Here is a 19641-nt window from a genome sequence, read left to right as displayed (position 1 = left end):
CCATGGACGCGGCCGACTACCGTCCGCGCACCGTGGTCAGCGGCGGCCCGCTGGAGCTGGCGGTCCTGTGGGGTGGCTTCCCGCTGCTCGGCGCGGGCGCCGGATGGCTCCTGGCGGCGGCGACGGGCTGGCTCGCCCGGCTGCCCTGGGTGCCGTTCGGCGACCTGATCGAGTGGTTGGACCGGCTGCCCGAGCCGCAGGCGACCGCCGGCACCATCGGGGTGGGCGTGCTGGCCGGCCTGGTCATCGCCGGGATCGGCACCGCCGAACGGTTGATCGTCACCGTCGACGCGGCGCAGGTCCGGCTGCGCCGCTCCGCCGAGAACCGGACCGTCGTCCGGGTCGACACCCGGGTGGTCTTCCTCGCCGACAAGCACCTCGTGCTGCTGGACGCCGACGGCGCGGAACTGGTCCGGGAGCCGACGGACCTGTCCGCCGCCGCACTCGCGGCGGCGTTCCGGGAACACGGTTGGGGTTGGGCGGACGACGACCCGCACCGGTCGGCGTACCGGCTGTGGGTACCCGACCTGCCCGGGTTGCCGGCCGGCGCGGACGCGCTGCTGCGGGCCCGGGAACGGGCGATCCAGCGGGACCGCCGCGACGACGCCCGGGAGTTGCGCCGCGAACTGGGTCTGATCGGGGTGGTGCTGCGCGACGAGGACAAACGGCAGTACTGGCGGTTGACCGGCCGGGCCGTCGCACCCGGTTCGAAGCAGCCGACTTCGGCCGAGCGGGACGCGGACGGGCGGTAGCGTCGGTTCCAGCAGACCCTGGGAGCCGCGCGATGACGGAACAGCAGCCGTACCGGGTGGTGTCCCGACACCCCGGGTTCGAGCTGCGTCGGTACCCGGCCCACCTGGTGGCCGAGATGCGGGTCCAGGCATCGTTCACCCGGGCGCCGATCGAGGCGTTCCGGCCGCTGGCCGCCTACATCGGCGGTGCCAATCGGGCCCGGCGTCCGCTCGGTCCGGAGGCGGCCGGCGGCTCGGAGAAGATCGCCATGACCGTGCCAGTGATCCAGATCGAGGGTGAGTCGCCGGGGGCGTACCTGATCCAGTTCATCATGCCGGCCACCTTCACCACCGCCACGCTGCCCGAGCCGGTGGATGCCCGGGTGCGGATCCGCGAGGTGGCGGCACAACTGGCGGCGGCGATGCGGTTCTCCGGGCGCTGGACGGAGCAGACGTTCGGCCAGCGGGCGACAATGCTCGGCCGGTCGGTGACCGCGGCCGGGCTGCAACCCACCGGCGCCGTCCGGTACGCGCGCTTCGACCTGCCGTGGAAGCCGTGGTTCCTGCGCCGCAACGAGGTCGTGCTGCCGGTCGTCGAGTGAGCTAGCGGAGTTGCCGGCGGTCGTCGATGCTCGGTCGGGCCAGCAGCACCGCCATTCCCAGCCCGGCGAGCAGTCCGGCCAGGGAGAGCAGCAGATCGGAGTCGGCGGCGTTGATCGGGCTGTTGCCGGCCAACGAGGTGAACGCCGCGCCGATCGGCAGCATGATCATCATGGGAACGGCAGTAGCCACCAGAAAGACCACCGGGCCCACCAACGCGATGAGAGCCGCCACGCCGTGGTGCCACCAGACCGGCCGGCCGCCCGGCCAGTCCCAGGCCAGCAGGGTGACCCCGGTGAGCAGCACCGCCCCGAGAGCGGCCTCCGGCAGGAGTCGTTCACCGGGCGCGGCGGCACGGACCAGCCCGACGCCGAGCAGGGCCGCCACCGTGACGCCGACCGCCAGCCCGACCCGAGCCCGGGTCCGCGCCGAAGCCGCCGCCAGCCCGGCGCCGACGGCCACGGCCACCAGCAGCGCCGCGGTGGCCAGCGCGCCCTGGTTCAGCTCCGGCTCCCGGTCGGTCGGTGACTCGATTCCAGCCGCCACCAGCGTCAGCACCCCGGCCACGCAGGCCGCGCCGGTCAGCACCCGCCGGTCGGTGGCCGCAGGCGTGCCGCGCTCCCGCTGTGGCCGGCGAGGCTCGCGCGCCGACGACGTGCGGCGCTCCCACCACAGCGAGACCGTCGCGACCACGCCGAGCACGGCGCAACCGCCGACGGCGAGCAGCACCGTCGCGTCGACGCCGATCGGGTCGGCCCGGTCGATCGCCACGTCGGCGGCGACCCAGCAGCCACCCAGCAGCACCGCCGGGCCGCCCCACCGCAGCTGACCGCGCCCGGCCAGCACCAACCCGAGCGACACCGCCATGATCGCCATGAACCGCAGGTCGCGCGCCCAGTAGGCGTTGTTGCCCGGCAGGTGCTCCGACCACGGGCCGAGCGGCTCGGTCAGCGGTTGCCACCTGGTCATGCCGTACGCCCAGAGCAGCACGGCGGCGGCGGAGAGGAACAGCCCGACCGGGCGCGCGGATCGCATCCATGGACGGTAGCGGCCGGCCGGACCTCGTGGGGGGCGCGGTCATCCGACCGGCCCGACCGCTGCCCGGGCGGAACGGTGACGCAGCAACCGCCACGTCGGCAGCACACTCGACAGCACCGCGAGCAGCAGACACAGCCCCATTACCCCGGCGACCACCGGCCAGGGCACCACCAGGTCGACGGGGGCACCGACCTGCTCGGCGAGGCCGGCACGGATGCTGAGCAGACCGACGAACGCGACAGCACCGCCCAGCAGGGCGCCGACCAGCACCACCAGTGCTGACTCGGCAGTGACCAGCCAGATGACCTGCCGTCGGGTGGCCCCGGCCAACCGGATCAGCCGCAGGTCGGCGGCGCGGCCGGCGGCGGCCAGCAGCAGCGTGTTGGCCACCGCGATGGCACCGTAACCGGCCGACACCCCGATCAGCAGCAGTGTGAAGAGCCAGACGAGGCGGTCCTCGGCCGCGTCCGCCTCGGCCGCCCAACCCGCGACGTCGAGGATCCGCGCGCCGACGGGCGGATCGATCCGGGCCCGGACGTACACGGTGGAGGTCAACGCCGACGGGTCGTGCGCCCGCACCACGGCCCGGGGCACGAGCAGGTCGCCGGGGATCGAGGTGTCGGTGACCACGGCGACGACGCGCAACGACACCGACGTCCCGTCGGCGAAGACCACCGGGTACGGCTCGGACGGCAGCAGGTTCGCCGACGCGGTGACCACCACGGTGTCGTCCCCCGTCAGGTCGTCCAGCGAGCCGGCGACGACGGTGAGTACCCGGTTCGCGGCGGCGAAGCCCTCCGGCTCCACGCCCAGCGCCGTCAGCGGCCGGTCCTTCGGCGGCGTCGCGGGGTCGGTGCGGTAGACGGTGGTCGGCAGGAGTGCGGTGCCACCGGTCGCGGCGACGGCCCGGTCGGACAGGCCGGGCGCACGGTCCGGCACGACGATCCAGCCGGCGTTGACGTTGTCCGCCCGACCTGCCGCGTACGCGGCGCTGGTGGTGCGCACCATCCCGGACACCAGCACCGCGAACGCGACGGTGAGCAGCACCGGCGCGGCGATGGCGGCGGTCCGCCGGGTCGCTGTCAACGCCCCACCTCGGACCAGCATCCCGATCGCGCCACCGGGCCGACGCACCGGGAAACGCAGCAGCCGCACCAGCGGCCCGACCACCACCGGGGCGAGCACTGTGGCACCGGCCACCAGTGCCATCACCGCGTAGAGCGCGTACTGCGCCGCCACCCGGGCCTCGTCGGCGGTCGCCGTGCCGACACTGAGGGCCGCCCCCGTCGTGAGGAGCAACGTCCCGGTGGCGGCGCGCAGCCGGCCGATCGGTCGCTGTTCGACAGCGGCCTCGCGTAGCGCCTCCAACGGGCGGACCCGGGCCGCTCGGCGGGACGCCGACCAGACCGCCAGCACCGCGATCACCGGCCCGGCGGCGAGCGACACGGCGACCGGCCAGAGTTCGTAGCGGACCCGGAAGGTCGACGGTTCGTAGCCGACGTCGACGAGCAGCCGGCCCAGCAGCGGGGCGAGCGCCGCGCCCAGCAGCAGGCCGACCAGCCCCGCCGAGGCGCCGACGGCGAGCGCCTCCGCGCCCACCATGCGGCGGACCTGGCGTCCGGTGGCGCCGACCGCGCGCAGCAGACCCAACTCCCGGCGGCGCTGTGCGACGGTGAACGCGAAGGTCGAGGCGACCACGAACACCGTGACGAAGCCGGCGAGAGCCGCCGTGGCGGTGAGCACCTGCATGCCGATCCACCGGGTACGGGCGTCGCCGGGCGGCTCCAGCACCCCTCGGGCGGCACCGGTCAGCACCCGCCCGTCGCCGCCGACGACCCCGCGCGCCGCCGTGGCGACCCGCTCGGGGTCGGCCCCCGGGGCGAGCACCAGCCCGACGGCCCGGACGCCGGGTGCGAGGGCGGCGGCGACCTCGTCGGCGACGTGGACGCCGGGCCCGTCGACCAGACCGGTGACGGTGTACGGCTCGGGGCCGACGGCGGTCAGCACGGTGACCGGTGCGCCGACGCCCAGCCCGAGCGCGCGGTCGACGACCACCTCGCCGGCCCGGCGGGGCGGCTCGCCCGCCGTGAGGCGCAGCCCACCCAGTTGGGCGCTGGACCAGCCGTGCCCCTGGTGGGCGTCCGCCCGCCCGCTGTCGACGGCCGAGGGTCGACCGTCCACGAGCGGCTGCGCGTAGAAGGTGCGGTCCGGCACCGCCGCCACGACGTCCGGCAGACCGGACAGCCGGCCGACCAGCCCGGCCGCGGCGGTGGCGGACCAGGGCCGGGTCGGCACGAACTGGTCGGCCGACGCGCCCGCCTCGGGGCTCTGCACCACGACCGCCGCCCGCGCCAGCCGGTCCGGCACCTGCGGGCGGCCCGAGGCGAGCAGCAGGGTGGCCGCCGCGACCAGCGTGACCCCGATGGCGACGGCCACGAACGCGCTGGCTGACCGGCGGACGCTCAGCACGACGACTCCGCGACGATCTCCCGCTCGGCGATCCGGGCCGCGACGGCGGCGGCGGTGATCCCGCCGGTCAGCTCGTCGACGACCCGGCCGTCGGCGAGCAGGAGCACCCGGTCGGCGTACGCGGCGGCGGCCGGATCGTGAGTCACCATCACCACTGTCTGCCCGTGGTCGTCGACGAGCGCGCGCAGCAGCCGAAGCACCTGCCGGGAGGACGCGCTGTCCAGTGCCCCGGTCGGTTCGTCGGCGAAGACCACCGCCGGACGGGTGAGCAACGCTCGGGCCACCGCGACGCGCTGCTGTTCGCCGCCGGACAGCTCACTCGGCCGGTGCCCGGCCCGGTCGGCGAGTCCGACGGCGTCGAGGGCGGCGGTGACGTCCCCGGCCGGCGGGCGGCGACGGGCCAGGCGCGACGGCAACTCGACGTTCTGCGCGGCGGTCAGTGTGGACACGAGGTTGAACGCCTGGAACACGAAGCCGATCCGGTCGCGCCGCAGCCGGGTCAACTCGTCCTCGCCGAGGTCGTCGAGGCGGATGCCGTCGATCGTGACACTCCCCTCGGTCGGGCGGTCCAGCCCCGCCGCGCAGTGCAGCAGGGTGGATTTCCCCGAGCCCGAGGGGCCCATCACCGCCGTGAACGTGCCGCTCGCGAAGCTGGTGGTCACGCCGTCGAGCGCCGTCACCCGCCGGGTGCCGGTGCCGTACACCGCGCGCAGCCCCGTCACTGTCACCGTGTCTGTGGTCATGACAGTTACGGTGCCGAAGGCCGGGGTGCGGCGCGTCGTGCCAGGGCTGGCACTTGCCAACCCTTCCCGGGGTGGAGCCGGCCGCCCGGCAGCGCCGGCACGTCGACCCCGGGGATGACCACCCGCAGGTGGACGCGGCCGGCCCGGCCGGCCGTTACCGTTCGACGGGTGACCGCTCTGCTGTTGACCCGACGGATGCGGCCGGTGGACCTGTACACGGTGGACGCACTGCTGGCGCTGGCCGTGGGTGGGGCGCTCTGCCCGTACGCGGCGCTGGAGTCGCCGTTGCACGGTGGCGTACGCGAGCCGCTCTGGGTGTCCGTGCTGGTCGGGATGGCCCTGGGGCTGCCGTTGGCGGTGCGCCGCCGCTGGCCGGTGACGGTGGCCGCGGCGATCAGCTCCGTCGCCACCGTCGCCCTGATCACCGGGGTGATACCCAATTTCGCGGCCGCCGCGCCGGCGCTCGCCATCGGTCTGGCCTTCTACACGGTGGCCGTGTCGACGCCCACCCGCCGGTCGATGCTGTGCGCCGCCGGTTGTCTCGCACTGGTGAGCGCCGCCCTGGTGCTGACCGCCGGCGATCTCTGGTCGCGCACCGGCGCTGTCGTCTACGCCGCCGTCATGATCGCGCCGGCCTGGGTGATCGGCTGGCTGATCCGGGAGCGACGCGCCCTCGCCACCCGGCAGAGCGACCAGTTGGTCCGTCAGGCCGCCACCGAGGAACGGTTGCGGGTGGCGCGCGAGCTGCACGACGTGGTCGCGCACACGCTGAGCCTCATCGTGGTGAAGGCGGCCGTCGCCAACCACGTCGCCGAGGCCGACCCCCGGGAGGCGGGCGCCGCGCTGCGGGTCATCGAGGAGACCGGCCGCACCGCCCTGACCGACGTGCGTCGTGTGCTCGGCGTCCTGCGTGCGGACAGCCCGTACGCCCCGGTGCCCGGGCTGGACGAGTTGCCCGCCCTCGCCCGGCAGGCGGCGATCGGCGGGGTCGACGTGCAGCTCGACGTACGACGGGAGGAGCCGGCCGACGTGGTGCCGGAGTCGGTGGGCCTCGCGGTGTACCGGATCGTGCAGGAGGCGGTGACGAACGTGGTGAAGCACGCGGCGCCGGCCGCCTGCCGGGCCACGGTGACCGTCCGGCCCGACGAGGTGCGGGTGGAGGTGACCGACGACGGGCGGCGGCCGGTCCTGCTCGGCGGGGAGGGGCACGGGTTGATCGGCATGCGGGAACGGGTGGCGTTGCACGGCGGGGAGTTCCGCGCCGGCCCACGCGCCGACGGTGGCTTCGCGGTGACGGCCAGCCTGCCCTACCGGGTGGCCGCGTGATCCGGGTGCTGATCGTCGACGACCAGGCGTTGCTGCGCGGCAGTTTCCGGTTGCTGGTCGATCTCAGCCCGGACTGCACCACGGTGGGCGAGGCGGGCACCGGCGTGCAGGCGGTCGCGTTGACCGGGCAGCACCGGCCGGATGTGGTGCTGATGGACGTCCGGATGCCGGAGATGGACGGCATCGAGGCGACCCGGCGAATCTGTGCCGACCCGGCGACGGCCGACACCCGGGTCATCATCCTGACCACGTTCGACCTCGACGAGTACGTCTACGGGGCGCTGCGCGCCGGGGCCAGCGGGTTCCTGCTCAAGGACACCCCGCCGGCGGACCTGCTGACCGGGATCCGGGTGGTCGCCGCCGGGGAGGGGTTGCTCGCGCCGACGGTGACCCGCCGGTTGATCGACGAGTTCGCCCGGCGCCCGGAGCCGACCAGGCCGTTGCCCCGGCGGCTCGACGGGGTGACCGACCGGGAACGGGAGGTGCTGGCGCTGATCGCCCGCGGCCTGTCCAACGCGGAGCTGGCCGCGCACCTGAACCTCAGCCAGGCCACCGTCAAGACGCACGTCGGGCGGCTGCTGACCAAGCTGGCGGTACGCGACCGGGCGCAACTGGTCATCGTCGCGTACGAGACGGGACTGGTCGGTCCGGGCGGCCTACGCTGACCCGGTCGGCGCGCATCCGAGGAGGAACCATGACCCGTTACGTCGCCCTGCTGCGTGGGGTCAATGTCGGCGCCAACACCCGGCTGGCGATGGCCGACCTGCGCCGGATCGTCACCGACCTCGGTCACGAGGACGTCAGGACGTACCTGCAGAGCGGCAACGTGGCATTCGGCAGCACGGTGCGCGACGCGGAGAAGTTGGCGGCCGGGATCGAGCGGGCGCTCACCGACGAGCTGGCGTTGACGGTGCCGGTGCTGGTGCGCAGCGGCCGGGAGCTGGCCGCGATCGCCGGCGGCAACCCGTACGCCGAGAGGGACGACGACCCGACCCGACTGCTGGTGGCATTCCTCGCCACCGCGCCGGAGAAGTCCGCTGTGGACGCGCTCGCCGTGCCCGGTGGCGAGAACGTGTCGTTCACGGTGACCGGCCGGGAGGTGTTCCTGCACTACGTCGACGGTGGTTACGGCCGGTCGAAGTTCACCAACGCGTACCTGGAGAAAAAGCTCGGCGTGGTGGCCACCACCCGCAACTGGAAGTCGGTGCGGGCCCTGGCGGAGATGACCGCCGGCTGAGCACGGTGGAGGTCGCGGCCCTGCGACCCCCACCCACGCTACTCAGAAGTGGTACGCGGTCTCGTACTCGGGCACCAGGACCCGGCTGCGCGGCGAGATCCGGCGGATCGCCGCGATCATCTCGTTCAGCCGGGTGCGGTCGGTCGGGGCGACAGTCGGCGGGTTCTGCAACGCCGTCTCGAAGTTGTCGTAGTGCACCGGCACCACGACCTTCGGGTAGTCGAGGCCGGCCAGCAGCCGGGGCAGGTAGTCGCCGGTGGTGGTGGCGCTCTGCATGGCCACCATCGCCACGTCGGGCGCGAGGCCGGTGAGATTCCGCTCGGCGACGTCGCTGGCCCCGGTGAAGTAGACCGACGGGCCGCCGTCGACCCGCAGCAGGTAGCCCAGCGTGTCACCCTCCGGCAGGTCAGCGATGGTGGCCGGCTGCGGCGGCGGGGTCACCAGCACCCCGGGAAAGGCCACCGAGTACGACGGGTTGCGGCTGTGCAGCGAGCCGACCACCTCGACGGTGTGGTCCCCGAAGTCCAGCACCTCGCCACCCTTGACGGCGCTGAGCTGCGTAGACGGCAACCCGTAGGCCAACCCCAGGTGGTACGCCGTCAGCGTGCCGAACACCCGCGCGCCGGTGCGCTCGGCGATGTACGGCACGTCCATGAAGTGGTCCCAGTGGGTGTGCGTGACGAGCACCGTCAGGGCCCTGTCGACGCGCGGGTCGATCACGTCGGTGCGCACCGTCAACCGGGTCTGCGTATTGAACGGGCCGGTGAACAGCCCGGTGTCGATGCGGCTGAGGAACGGGTCGACGAGGACGGTGCGGTCGCCGATGTCGACGCGCCAGCCGGCCGTACCCCACCAGCGGAAGCTGACCGCGCCCTTGCGGCGCGCGGTCGGCGCGGGTGCGGCGGTCGGGGGCGCGGCCTGGGCCGGGCTGGCGGCACCGGCGGCGAGGCCACTGGCAGAGACCAGGGCGGTGGTGGCGGCGGCGTCGCGCAGGAAGCGGCGGCGGTCGAGGTTGGGCATGCGGATCTGCTCCCCGTGGTCGGGTGATCGGTCGACACGAGCCAACCAGCGCCACCCGGCCCCGGTCCAAGATCAAAGGCCGTCGGCTCCGATACGACACCGCATATCGGACCTGCTCAGCGGCGGTGCACAGACGCTTCGACGGCCGGCAAATCAGGTGCCGCGCAGCGCCTCGACGGCCGTCCGGGCGGCCTCCCCCATCGCCAGGTCCACGTCGATGCGGCGCGGGGCCAACTGTTCGGCGCGGGCGAAGACGGCGATCGCGTACCGGCCGCCGTCGGGGTACTCGGCGACGCCGGCCTCCAGGTGCAGCCCGGGCAGGGTGCCGGTCTTTCCCGACACCCGGACGCCGGGCGGGAAACCGGCGGCCAGCCGGGTCCAGAAGAGCTGCCGGGCCATCCAGGTGCGGACCATCGCGCACGCTCCAGGCGGACCAGCCTCATCCCGCCAGATCAGCGTGAGCAGCCGGGTGGTCTCCCGGGCCGTGCTGGACGTGGTGCGCGCGGGGTCGAAGACCCGCATGGCCCGGACCTGCTCCGCCGGCAGGGTGGGAAAGATCCTGGCGAACTCCGCTTCGGTGCGCGCGCCCACGTCGGCGAGCATCACCTCGACCAGGTCCCGGGGGCCGCCGAGCACGCGGGTACGGGTCAGCCCCAGCTCGACGGCGAGGATCGGCAGCAGGTCCGGGCCGACCCGGCGCAGCAGCAGGTCGGCGGCGGTGTTGTCGCTGACCGACATGGCGAAGTAGGCGAGGTCGCGCAGCGACACCTCGGCGTCGTCGGCGCAGCCCGCCAGACCCCACCCGCCGAGCCGGTCGGCGGCCGTGACCAGGACCCGCTCGGTCGGATCCAGCTGACCGGCCTCGACCTGCCGGGCGAACTCCAGCACCAGCAGGATCTTGAAGATCGAGGCGATCACCACCTGCTCGTCGGCGCGCACCCCGACCTCCCGGTCACTGCCGGTCGGGCCGTCGACGGCCAGGTCCACGGCGTCCAGGTCGACGGCGTGCATGCTGGCCGTCACCCCGGCGGCGGCGAAGATGGCCTCGATACGTTCCTGCACGTCCACGTGGGCACGGTATCCAGCGGCACGGTGCCGGCGTAGGCGTAGGGTCCCGGCCGTGGACCTGCTCCGGCACCTGCGGCACTTCGTGGTGGTCGCACACGAACTGCACTTCGGGCGGGCCGCGGAGCTGCTCGGGATGGCCCAGCCGCCGCTGAGCCAGTCGATCCAGCGGCTGGAACGGGAGCTGACGGTCGAGCTGTTCGACCGCTCCCGCCGGCAGATACGCCTCACCACCGCCGGTGAGCTGCTGCTCGGCGAGGCGGAGGAGCTACTCGCCGGAGAGGGGCGGCTCCGCAGCCTGATGGCCCAGATCCGCGCCGGTGAGCTGGGCGTACTGCGGGCCGGGGTGCCACCGGAGACGCCCGCTGTGACGCTGCGCTCGCTGTTGGACGGGCTCACCGCCCGGGCACCCGGGCTGGACGTGGAGCTGCACGAGCTGACCACCGCCGAGCAGGTACGGATGCTCGCCGAGCGAACCCTGGACGTGGGCATCGTGCATCACCCGGTGGCGGCGGACGGGTTGCGTTTCGGCACTCCCGTCGACGTACCCCTGGGGGTGTTGCTGCCCCGCACCTCGCCGCTGGCTCGCGGCCGTGCGGTGCCGCTGGCGTCGCTCGCCGGTCTGGATCTGGTGGCCGCGCCCCGCGCCACCGCCCCTGGCTGGCACGATCACCTGCTGGCGGTGTGCCGGCAGCACGGTTGGCGTCCGACCCGGGTGCGCCCGGCCCGCAACCCGGAGTTCCTCTTCGGGCTCGTGCTGGCCGGCGGCGCGGTGGCAGTGGAACCGGCGGCGGTGGCCCGCCGGGAACCCCGGATGGCCTGGCGGCCGATCGTCGACGCGCCGCTGGCGAAACGCACCTCGGCGGCCTGGCCGGACCGGTCCGCGCACCCGGCGGCGGCTATGTTCGGCCAACTCGCCGCGGACGTGCTGGCCGCCGCACAACCCACCGCGCCCGAGCCGCCGTCGACGTCGACACCGGCGGCGCGGCCGTGGCCGGTGCTGTTCGACACGACCGGGTGAACCGTTTCGCCGTTGCCTTCGTCACGCCGGGTTGAGCGGTGATTCGTCCACCTGCCCGGGTATGGATGACAGGTAAACGAAGACGCGAAGGAGCCGCAGTGGCAATCACGATTCCCGACATCAGCCTGAACGACGGCACCACCATTCCACAGCTCGGCTTCGGGGTGTTCCAGATCGAGCCGAAGGACACCGTCGCGGCGGTGAGCACCGCGTTGGAGATCGGCTACCGGCACATCGACACCGCCGAGATGTACGGCAACGAGGCCGAGGTCGGCGAGGCGGTACGTGCCTCCGGGCTCGACCGCGGCGCGGTCTACGTGACCAGCAAGCTGAACAACGGCTTCCACCGCCCCGACGACGCCCGCCGGGCGTTCGACTCGACGCTGGCGGCGCTGAAGATGGACTACATCGACCTGTTCCTGATCCACTGGCCGCTGCCGACCCTGTACGACGGTGACTACGTGTCGACCTGGAAGGTGCTGGAGGAGGTCCAGCGCGACGGCCGGGCCCGCTCCATCGGCGTGTCGAACTTCCAGGTGCCGCACCTGCAGCGGCTGGCCGACGAAGCGAGCGTCGTGCCGGCGGTCAACCAGATCGAGGCGCACCCGTACTTCACCAACGACGAGGTCCGCGCCTACGGCCGGGCGCACAACATCCTCACCGAGGCGTGGTCGCCCATCGCGCAGGGCAAGGTGCTCGGCGACCCGACGGTTGTCGACATCGCCGAGCAGCTCGGCCGGACCCCGGCGCAGGTGGTGCTCCGCTGGCACGTGCAGCGCGGCGACATCATCTTCCCGAAGTCGACCACCCCGAAGCGGATCGAGGAGAACACCCGGATCTTCGACTTCGAGCTGGACGACGTGGCGATGGAGCGGATCACCGAGCTGAACAAGGGCGAGGCCGGCCGGCAGGGCCCGAACCCCGACACCTTCGCCTACGTCCCCCGCTGACCTGAGCCCGCCGCTCGGCGGTCAGGTCTCCCGGATGCTTGATGCCTCAGAGTCATCTTGATGACCCTGAGGCATCACGCTGTTTCTGGCGGGTCAATCACTCTGTTCCCGGCGCTCAGGAGCCGACGCGCTCGGCGATCCGGCGGAACGCCGCCTGGGTCGCCGAGCCGGGCTCCGGGACGTAGACGATCATCCGCTGGTCGGTCTCCGGCACCAGCAGCACACGGCACTCGAACTCCAACGGCCCCAGCTCCGGGTGTGGCACCCGCTTCACTGTGGGGCGGCGTTCCGCGACGTCGTGCTCGGCCCAGAGCTGGACGAACCGGGGCGAGGTGCCGAGCAGCTCGGTCACCAGCTCACGGATCGCCGGGTCGGCCGCGTAACGGCCGTAGGCGGCCCGCAGGTCCGCCACGGTGCCGCGGACGAACCGGAGTGTTTCGGCGTCGGTCCAGTGACTGCTGGTCGCCGACTGCCGGAACATCCAGCGGATCATGTTGCGGTCCGCGTCCGGCACGGCCGCGAGATCCCCCACGAAGTACGTGGCCAGTCGGTTCCAGGCCAGCACCTGGTACGCGGCGTCGACGAGGTACGCCGGAGTCTCGGTCATCGCGTCGATCAGGTGCCGCAGCCCGGGTGGCACCACCCGGCTCGGCCCGCCGGCCGGCGGCGCGGTCTCGCCGGCAACCCGGAACAGGTACTCCCGCTCGTCCCGGCTCAACAGCAGCGCCCGGGCCAGCGACGCGAGCACCTGCCGGGACGGGTGCGGCCCGCGGCCCTGCTCGAGCCGGATGTAGTAGTCGATCGACATGCCGGCGAGCTGGGCGACCTCCTGCCGGCGCAGCCCGGGGGTACGTCGGCGTTCGCCCTCGGGGAGCCCGACCTGCGCCGGGCGCAGCCGGGTGCGGCGGGTACGCAGGAACGCCGCCAGTTCGTCACGCCGCAGGCCACTGCTCGTCATGTCCCCAGCATCCCCCCGCTCCGGGCCGCCAGGGTGGTACCACCGGTCCCAGCCTCGGCCCGTCTCTCCCCGCAGACCGCCGACGCGGACACGCTCGACGGCATGACGAACAAGATCGCCCTGATCACCGGGGCCAACAAGGGGATCGGCTTCGCCACCGCCCGGCAGCTCGGCGCCCTCGGCATGACCGTGCTGGTGGGCGCACGGGACGCCGAACGGGGCCGGGCAGCCGAACGGAAGCTGCGCGACGGCGGCGCGGACGCGGTGTTCGTGCCGCTCGACGTCACCGACGCCGAGTCGGTGACGGCCGCCGCGAAGCGGGTGGAGGCGGAGTACGGCCGGCTGGACGTGCTGATCAACAACGCCGGCGTCGTCCTCGCCGACGGCGCGCGGGGGCTGCCCAGCGAGACGACGGTGGCGACGATGCGCCGGCTCTACGAGACGAACGTCTTCGGGGTGGTGGCGGTGACGAACGCGCTGCTGCCGCCGCTGCGCCGGGCACCGGCCGCCCGGATCGTCAACGTCTCCAGCGAGGTCGGCTCGATCGCGGTGATGACCGACCCGGACGGCGCCCTGTTCGCGCTGACCTCCGTGCCGTACCCGTCGTCGAAGGCGGCGCTGAACATGCTCACCGCGATGTACGCCAAGGAGCTGCGGGACACCCCGATCAAGGTGAACGCGGCGAACCCGGGCTACTGCGCCACCGACTTCAACGGCAACAGCGGCTTCCGCACCGCCGAGCAGGGTGCCGAGGTGAGCGTGCACCTGGCAACGCTGCCGGCCGACGGGCCGAACGGGCTGCTCTGGGGTTTCCAGATGGACGCTGGCGGCGGATACGGCGTACTCCCCTGGTGAGCTTGACCTGGAGCGCGCTCCAGCCGGCAGGGTGATCGGTGCGCCCGCCGGCAGGGCGCACGAGAGGAGATCCCCATGCGGTACCGCACCATCGGCACCGACCCGGCGACCCGGCGCGAGGTCAGCGTGCTCAGCCTCGGCGCGATGCTCTTCGGCAGCGCCACCGACGAGGCCACCTCGTACGCGATCCTGGACCGGTACGTCGAGGCCGGCGGCACGTTCATCGACACGTCGGACAACTACGCGTTCTGGGTGGACGGCGGGCAGGGCGGGCAGAGCGAGGAGCTGCTCGGCCGGTGGCGGCGCAGCCGGGGCGTCGGCCCCGAGATCGTCATCGCCACCAAGCTGGGCGCCCGACCGTTGGCCCCGGGGACCAGCTACCTGGACAACGCCGAGGGCCTGTCCGCCACGGTGATCCGCGAGTCGGCGCAGCGCAGCCGGGACCGGCTCGGCGTGGAGCGGCTGGACCTGCTCTACGCGCACATCGAGGACCGGACCGTGCCTCTCCAGGAGACCGTGGAGGGCTTCGCCGAGCTGGTCGCCGAGGGCACCGTCGGTCTGTTGGGCGCGAGCAACCACCGGGCCTGGCGGGTGGAACGGGCCCGCGCGTTGGCCGCCGCCGCCGGCCTGCCCGGGTACGAGGTGCTCCAGTACCACCGCAGTTACCTGCCGAACCGCACCGACCTGATCAGCGAGCTGGACCCGGACGGCGAGCCGGGCGGCGTCAGCGGTGACCTGCTCAGCTACCTGCGTGCCGAGCCGGAGTTGACCCTGGTGGCGTACTCGCCGCTGCTCAAGGGGGCGTTCACCCGGGCGGACAAGCCGCTCAGCCCGGCCTACGACCTGCCGAGCGCGCCCCGACGACTGGATGCCCTGCGGGAGGTGGCCGGGCAGACCGGCGCGACTGTCAACCAGGTGGTGCTGGCCTGGTTGCTGGGCGGCGACCTGCCGTGCATTCCGCTGGTGGGCGCCTCCTCGGTGGCGCAACTGGAGGAGAGCCTGGCAGCGGTCGACCTGGAGCTGACCGCCGAGCAGCGACACCGCCTCGACACCACCTGGTGACCTGTCACCGGCCGCCCCGCCGACCTCAACTCCCGGCCGGTGGGGCGGTCAGGTCGAGCTGCCAGTCGTTGGCCCGCATCATCCGCCCCGGCGGATATTCGAAACCGGTCTCACCGAGCAGCGTGAAACCCGCCTTGCGGCACACCGCGTTCGACGCGGGATTGTCCACCGAGGGGTAGGCGTGCGCGTAGCGCCGGTCCCGTCGGGCGCGAGCGACGTCGACGACCGCGCGCACCGCCGCCGTGGCCAGCCCTCTCCCCCGGTACGCGGGCAGCACCGCCCAGCCCATCTCGTACACCGGTTCGTCGCGCCACTCGCGGGCCCAGTAGCCGACGCTGCCCGCCCGCGCGCCGTCCGGCAGCACCAGCGTGAACATGCAGCCCTGCTCGGTGCCGGAGAAGTGCACGTACCGGTCGTGGCGGGCCAGCACCTGCTCGTCGGTCTCCGGGCCGCCGGTGTGCTTGCGGGTTTCCGGTGTGTTGAGCTGCCGCAGCAGGTCGAGGTCGTCCTCGTGCCACGGTTCGATGCGTACCTGTGCCATCCCGCCCCCTGTTCGTCGACCCCAGTCAAGCCGACCGCACCGACATTCCGCCCCGAAACCGCGCCCGCTAGATCAGATCTAGCGGGCGTCTGCGGTCACCTCGCGCCTTCAGAGTGGAAGGGGGGTGGCGCATGACACCGCTACGGATCGCCGTGATCGTCGGCAGCACCCGGGAGGGGCGGGTCGGCGACCGGATCGCCACCTGGTTCGTCGAGCAGGCCGGGCGGCACGACGACCTGGCGGTGACGGTCGTTGACCTGACCGGGTACGACTTCCCGGCCACCTATCCCGCCGAGCCGACCGCGCCGATCCGGGCGTTCGTTCGCGAGGTGGGCCGGGCGGACGCGTTCGTCGTGGTCACCCCCGAGTACAACCACAGCTTCCCGGCACCCTTGAAACAGGCCATCGACTACGCGTACGACGAGTGGCAGGCCAAACCTGTCGGCTTCGTGTCGTACGGCTGTCGGTCCACCGGCGGGCACGCCGTCGACCAGCTCCGCACCGTCTTCACCGCCCTGCACGCGATGACGGTGCGCGACGTCGTCGGGATCGACCTGCTCACCGGCGAACCGGCCGCCCGGTGCACCGACGAACTGCGCCGCGACGTCGACGCCCTGCTCGACCAGCTGCGCTGGTGGGGTCTGGCGCTGCGCGACGGCCGGGCGGCCCGCCCGTACGTCTCCTGAACACGTCCACCACGAAAGGTAAGGATCATGAGTAGACGCACCACCGGCCTGGCCATCGAGGCCGAGGGGCTCACCCGTTCGTTCGGGGACACCCGGGCGCTGGCCGGCATCGACCTGCAGGTGCCCGCCGGCACCGTCTACGGCCTGCTCGGCCCGAACGGCGCGGGCAAGACCACAGCGGTCCGGGTGCTCGCCACGTTGCTGCGGCCCGACGGCGGTTCGGCCCGGGTGTTCGGGCACGACGTGGTCGCCGAGGCCGACAAGGTCCGTTCCCGGGTCAGCCTCACCGGCCAGTACGCCTCCGTCGACGAGGACCTCACCGGTACGGAGAACCTGGTGCTCCTCGCCCGGCTGCTCGGCCTGCGCAAGCCGGCGGCCCGGGACCGCGCGGCGGCCCTGCTCGCCGCGTTCGGTCTGACCGATGCCAGCGACCGCCAGGTGAAGAAGTACTCCGGTGGGATGCGGCGGCGCATCGACATCGCCGCCAGCATCCTGAACACCCCGGATCTGCTCTTCCTCGACGAGCCGACCACCGGCCTCGACCCGCGAAGCCGCAACCAGGTGTGGGAGATCGTCCGGGCTGTGGTGTCGCACGGCACGACGGTGCTGCTGACCACCCAGTACCTCGACGAGGCCGACCAGCTCGCCGGCCGGATCGCGGTCGTCGACCACGGCCGGGTGATCGCGGAGGGCACCCCGGGTGAGTTGAAGTCGTCGATCGGCTCGGGCACCGTCCACCTGCGACTGCGCGACCCCGGGCAGCGCCCCGACGCGGAACGGGTGCTCCGCGAGGCGCTCGGTGTGCCGGTGCAGCTCGCCGCCGACCCGGTGGCGTTGACCGCCCGCGTCGGTGAGGCCGGCACCGACCTCGACGCCAGCGCCCAGGCCGCCCGCGTGCTCAGCGACCTGGCCCGCGCCGGCATCGTGGTCGACAACTTCTCCCTCGGCCAGCCGAGCCTGGACGAGGTCTTCCTGGCCCTGACCGACCACCCCGCCGTGCCGGCCGACGAGCGCGACGACGAGCTGGAGGCAGCCCGATGAGCGACACCACGACCACCACCGCCGAACGGGCGCCGTCCGTCTACGTCCCGTCCGCCGAGGCACTGGCGACCGTCCTCGCGCCCGGTGCCCGACCTCCCCGGCCGAGCGCGCTGGGCGCGTCGCTCACCTTCGGTTGGCGGGCCATGCTGAAGATCAAGCACGTGCCGGAGCAGCTCTTCGACGTGACCGCGTTCCCGATCATCATGGTGCTGATGTTCACGTACCTGTTCGGTGGCGCCCTCGCCGGCAGCCCGCGTGACTACCTGCAGTTCTTCCTGCCCGGCATCATGGTGACCAGCGTCGTCATGATCACCATGTACACCGGTATCGGCCTCAACACCGACATCGAGAAGGGCATCTTCGACAGATTCCGTACGCTGCCCGTCTGGCGTCCGGCCGCCCTGGTCGGCATGATCTTCGGCGACGTGCTGCGCTACATCCTCGCCGCCCTGGTGATCCTGGGTCTCGGGCTGGTGCTCGGCTTCCGGCCCGAGGGCGGGGCGCTCGGTGTCGCCGCCGGCATCGGGCTGCTGGTGGTCTTCTCGTTCGCGTTCTCCTGGGTGTGGACGTTCTTCGGGCTGATCCTGCGCAGCGAGAAGTCGGTGATGGGGGTCAGCATGATGGTGCTGTTCCCGCTGACGTTCCTCAGCAACGTCTTCGTCGAGCCGAGCACCATGCCCGGCTGGCTCCAGGCGTTCGTGAAGGTCAACCCGGTGACGCAGCTGGTGGCCGCGATCCGGGGCGCGATGAGCGGCGAGTCGGACCCGTCGGCCACGATGTGGCTGCTGCTGTGGAGCGCCGGTTTCGTGCTCGTCTTCGGCACCCTGACCATGTACAAGTACAACCGCCGCTGACCTGCTCCGACCCCGGTTGACGGGTGCCGCCACCGCGGTGGCGGCACCCGTCGGCTGTTCGGTTGTCGATCAGACGACCGCCGGCACCTCGGCTCGGGTGACGCCGCGCAGGCGGCTGGCGTCCTGGCTGGGCGGCGCGCCGAACTGGCGACGGTATTCACGGCTGAACTGCGACGGGCTCTCGTAGCCGACGCGGATTCCCACCCCGGTGACGTCGTTGGGATGGGTGGCGAGAAGGAGCCGGGCCTCCTGCAACCGGATCTGCTTCTGGAACTGGATCGGGCTCATCGCGGTCACCGCCTGGAAGTTGCGGTAGAACGCGGACACGCTCATCCCGGACAGCCGGGCCAGATCCTCCACCCGGAACGCCTGCGCGTAGTGGTCGCGGATCCACCGCACCGCCCGGGCGATGTGGCTGAGGCTGCTGTCGGCCAGGCCGAGCTGCCGAACCGCGGCACCCTGCTCCCCCCTGAGCAGCAGCCAGAGGATCTCCCTCTTGATCAGGGGCGCGAGCACCGTGACGTCCCGGGGCCGGTCCAGCAGTCGAAGCAGTCGGACCACCGCGTCGCCGAGTTCGTCGGGAGCGTCGCTGACCACCATCCCGGAGGGCGTCCCTCCAGGCAGGGGTGGGAGGTCGCCCGGTGCCGCCTGCAGCAGCAACTCGGCGACCGTGACCGGATGCAGCACCAGCCCGAACCCCAGCGCCGGCGAGTCGGCGCTGGCCTGGGTGAACCGGCCGGTGACCGGCAGATCCACCGACGCCACAAGGTACTGGCCCGCGCGGTACTCGTACACACGGTCACCCAGCGCCATCCGCTTCGCGCCCTGGGCGATCAGCGCCAGCACGGTGCCCGACATCGACGTGGTTGGCCCGGTCTGCTGGTCGACCTTCGAAATCAGCACCCCCTCGATGGGTGTGGACATGTCCGGACGGGCATGGCGGGCCAGCAACGTCCGCAGCTCGTGGAGGTACACGGCCCGATTGAAGCACGTGACCGATGCTCGTCACAACGAGAGGATTAGGCAAGGGCTGGAGAGCATCTGTCTAACGTTCCCGCTGGTAGCGGTGCTCTTATTGAAGTGTCAGTTTTCCGAGATCGCAGCAAGAGCTCGACGATTAGGAGTCACTTCGATGACCGTTCACCACGGGTTCCAGGCCACCATGACCGCCCAGCCGGGAAAGGCGGACGAGCTGATCCACCTGTTGCTCGACGCGCCGTCCCTACCCCACGACGACTGCCTCGTCTTCATGGTGTCCCGCTCGGCCTCGAACCCCGACGTCGTCCACGTCATCGAAGGCTGGACCAGCGCCGAGGCGCACAGCGCGTTCTTCGCCGGGGAGCAGGCGCAGGCTCTGGTCGCGAAGCTTCAGCCGCTGCTGGCCGCCGACTCGACATACACCGACGCGGTGCCGGTCGGCGGCAAGGCGACCTTCTGAGCCGGC

Annotated in this window: 21 protein-coding genes; 13 read left to right on the top strand and 8 right to left on the bottom strand. The window is 72.7% G+C overall.

The window, feature by feature from the left end; translation table 11 throughout:
• The first annotated feature begins 2 nt into the window (after positions 1-2).
• Positions 3-752 (top strand): YqeB family protein, encoded by a 750-nt coding sequence (locus QSK15_RS06290; protein WP_285793305.1) that lies wholly within the window; start codon positions 3-5, stop codon positions 750-752.
• Between the two features lie 32 nt (positions 753-784).
• Positions 785-1333, top strand: coding sequence for an SOUL family heme-binding protein (locus QSK15_RS06285; protein ID WP_285793304.1), 549 nt, complete (start codon positions 785-787; stop codon positions 1331-1333).
• Position 1334: 1 nt separating this feature from the next.
• Here QSK15_RS06285 and QSK15_RS06280 read toward each other — a convergent pair whose 3' ends face one another.
• Genes QSK15_RS06280 through QSK15_RS06270 form a run of 3 tightly spaced genes read right to left on the bottom strand, consistent with a single transcriptional unit; the run spans position 1335 to position 5581 of the window.
• Positions 1335-2366, bottom strand: a complete 1032-nt coding sequence (locus QSK15_RS06280) for a hypothetical protein (RefSeq protein WP_285793303.1) — start codon at positions 2364-2366, stop codon at positions 1335-1337.
• A gap of 42 nt (positions 2367-2408) precedes the next feature.
• Positions 2409-4838 carry an ABC transporter permease gene (locus QSK15_RS06275; protein WP_285793302.1) on the bottom strand — a complete coding sequence of 810 codons (2430 nt, stop codon included), beginning with the start codon at positions 4836-4838 and terminating at the stop codon, positions 2409-2411.
• Positions 4832-5581, bottom strand: a complete 750-nt coding sequence (locus QSK15_RS06270; protein ID WP_285793301.1) for an ABC transporter ATP-binding protein — start codon at positions 5579-5581, stop codon at positions 4832-4834. Before QSK15_RS06270 ends, QSK15_RS06275 begins: the two co-directional genes overlap by 7 nt.
• Positions 5582-5749: 168 nt before the next feature.
• Between QSK15_RS06270 and QSK15_RS06265 the strand changes: the two genes are divergently transcribed.
• From QSK15_RS06265 to QSK15_RS06255, 3 genes are read left to right on the top strand one after another with little or no spacing between them, the layout of a single operon-like run.
• Positions 5750-6907 (top strand): sensor histidine kinase, encoded by a 1158-nt coding sequence (locus QSK15_RS06265; RefSeq protein ID WP_285793300.1) that lies wholly within the window; start codon positions 5750-5752, stop codon positions 6905-6907.
• Complete coding sequence (locus QSK15_RS06260; RefSeq protein WP_285793299.1) at positions 6904-7572, top strand: response regulator; 669 nt, start codon at positions 6904-6906, stop codon at positions 7570-7572. Before QSK15_RS06265 ends, QSK15_RS06260 begins: the two co-directional genes overlap by 4 nt.
• A gap of 29 nt (positions 7573-7601) precedes the next feature.
• A complete protein-coding gene (locus QSK15_RS06255) occupies positions 7602-8144 on the top strand; it encodes a DUF1697 domain-containing protein (protein WP_285793298.1) in 543 nt (180 codons plus the stop codon).
• 42 nt (positions 8145-8186) lie between these two features.
• On the opposite strand, the gene QSK15_RS06250 is transcribed toward QSK15_RS06255, so the two are convergent.
• Together QSK15_RS06250 and QSK15_RS06245 are read right to left on the bottom strand one after the other, a co-directional pair.
• A complete protein-coding gene (locus QSK15_RS06250; RefSeq protein ID WP_285793297.1) occupies positions 8187-9164 on the bottom strand; it encodes an MBL fold metallo-hydrolase in 978 nt (325 codons plus the stop codon).
• Positions 9165-9317: 153 nt separating this feature from the next.
• Positions 9318-10232, bottom strand: coding sequence for a serine hydrolase (locus QSK15_RS06245; RefSeq protein ID WP_285793296.1), 915 nt, complete (start codon positions 10230-10232; stop codon positions 9318-9320).
• Between the two features lie 52 nt (positions 10233-10284).
• Between QSK15_RS06245 and QSK15_RS06240 the strand changes: the two genes are divergently transcribed.
• Entirely contained in the window at positions 10285-11250 is a 966-nt protein-coding gene (locus tag QSK15_RS06240) for a LysR family transcriptional regulator (RefSeq protein WP_285793295.1), read from the top strand.
• A gap of 98 nt (positions 11251-11348) precedes the next feature.
• A complete protein-coding gene (locus QSK15_RS06235; RefSeq protein WP_285793294.1) occupies positions 11349-12200 on the top strand; it encodes an aldo/keto reductase in 852 nt (283 codons plus the stop codon).
• Between the two features lie 115 nt (positions 12201-12315).
• On the opposite strand, the gene QSK15_RS06230 is transcribed toward QSK15_RS06235, so the two are convergent.
• The gene (locus QSK15_RS06230) at positions 12316-13158 is read right to left on the bottom strand and encodes a helix-turn-helix transcriptional regulator (RefSeq protein WP_285793293.1); all 843 of its coding nucleotides are present in this window, start codon (positions 13156-13158) and stop codon (positions 12316-12318) included.
• Positions 13159-13260: 102 nt separating this feature from the next.
• Here QSK15_RS06230 and QSK15_RS06225 point away from each other — a divergent pair, with 102 nt between their 5' ends.
• Complete coding sequence (locus tag QSK15_RS06225) at positions 13261-14013, top strand: SDR family oxidoreductase (protein WP_285793292.1); 753 nt, start codon at positions 13261-13263, stop codon at positions 14011-14013.
• A gap of 75 nt (positions 14014-14088) precedes the next feature.
• On the top strand, positions 14089-15075 hold the full coding sequence (locus tag QSK15_RS06220; protein WP_285793291.1) for an aldo/keto reductase: 987 nt from the start codon (positions 14089-14091) through the stop codon (positions 15073-15075).
• A 25-nt stretch (positions 15076-15100) separates the two neighbouring features.
• Here the strand turns inward: QSK15_RS06220 and QSK15_RS06215 are convergent, their stop codons facing one another.
• Positions 15101-15616: a GNAT family N-acetyltransferase gene (locus tag QSK15_RS06215; protein WP_285793290.1), complete on the bottom strand. Its 516-nt coding sequence runs from the start codon at positions 15614-15616 to the stop codon at positions 15101-15103.
• 131 nt (positions 15617-15747) lie between these two features.
• Between QSK15_RS06215 and QSK15_RS06210 the strand changes: the two genes are divergently transcribed.
• From QSK15_RS06210 to QSK15_RS06200, 3 genes are read left to right on the top strand one after another with little or no spacing between them, the layout of a single operon-like run.
• Positions 15748-16302 (top strand): NADPH-dependent FMN reductase, encoded by a 555-nt coding sequence (locus QSK15_RS06210; protein ID WP_285793289.1) that lies wholly within the window; start codon positions 15748-15750, stop codon positions 16300-16302.
• Positions 16303-16329: 27 nt separating this feature from the next.
• Positions 16330-17343, top strand: coding sequence for an ATP-binding cassette domain-containing protein (locus QSK15_RS06205; RefSeq protein ID WP_285793288.1), 1014 nt, complete (start codon positions 16330-16332; stop codon positions 17341-17343).
• Entirely contained in the window at positions 17340-18197 is an 858-nt protein-coding gene (locus QSK15_RS06200; protein ID WP_285793287.1) for an ABC transporter permease, read from the top strand. Before QSK15_RS06205 ends, QSK15_RS06200 begins: the two co-directional genes overlap by 4 nt.
• 69 nt (positions 18198-18266) lie before the next feature.
• Here QSK15_RS06200 and QSK15_RS06195 read toward each other — a convergent pair whose 3' ends face one another.
• Positions 18267-19172 (bottom strand): AraC family transcriptional regulator, encoded by a 906-nt coding sequence (locus tag QSK15_RS06195; RefSeq protein WP_285793286.1) that lies wholly within the window; start codon positions 19170-19172, stop codon positions 18267-18269.
• A gap of 157 nt (positions 19173-19329) precedes the next feature.
• Here QSK15_RS06195 and QSK15_RS06190 point away from each other — a divergent pair, with 157 nt between their 5' ends.
• Entirely contained in the window at positions 19330-19635 is a 306-nt protein-coding gene (locus tag QSK15_RS06190) for a putative quinol monooxygenase (RefSeq protein WP_285793285.1), read from the top strand.
• The last annotated feature ends 6 nt before the right edge of the window (positions 19636-19641 follow it).

Origin of the sequence: Micromonospora sp. NBRC 107095, from assembly GCF_030269705.1 — a bacterium.
Classification (GTDB): Bacteria; Actinomycetota; Actinomycetes; order Mycobacteriales; family Micromonosporaceae; genus Micromonospora; species Micromonospora parva.
Note: the sequence above shows the minus strand (reverse complement) of the source record. Positions and strands in the feature narration are given on the sequence as shown.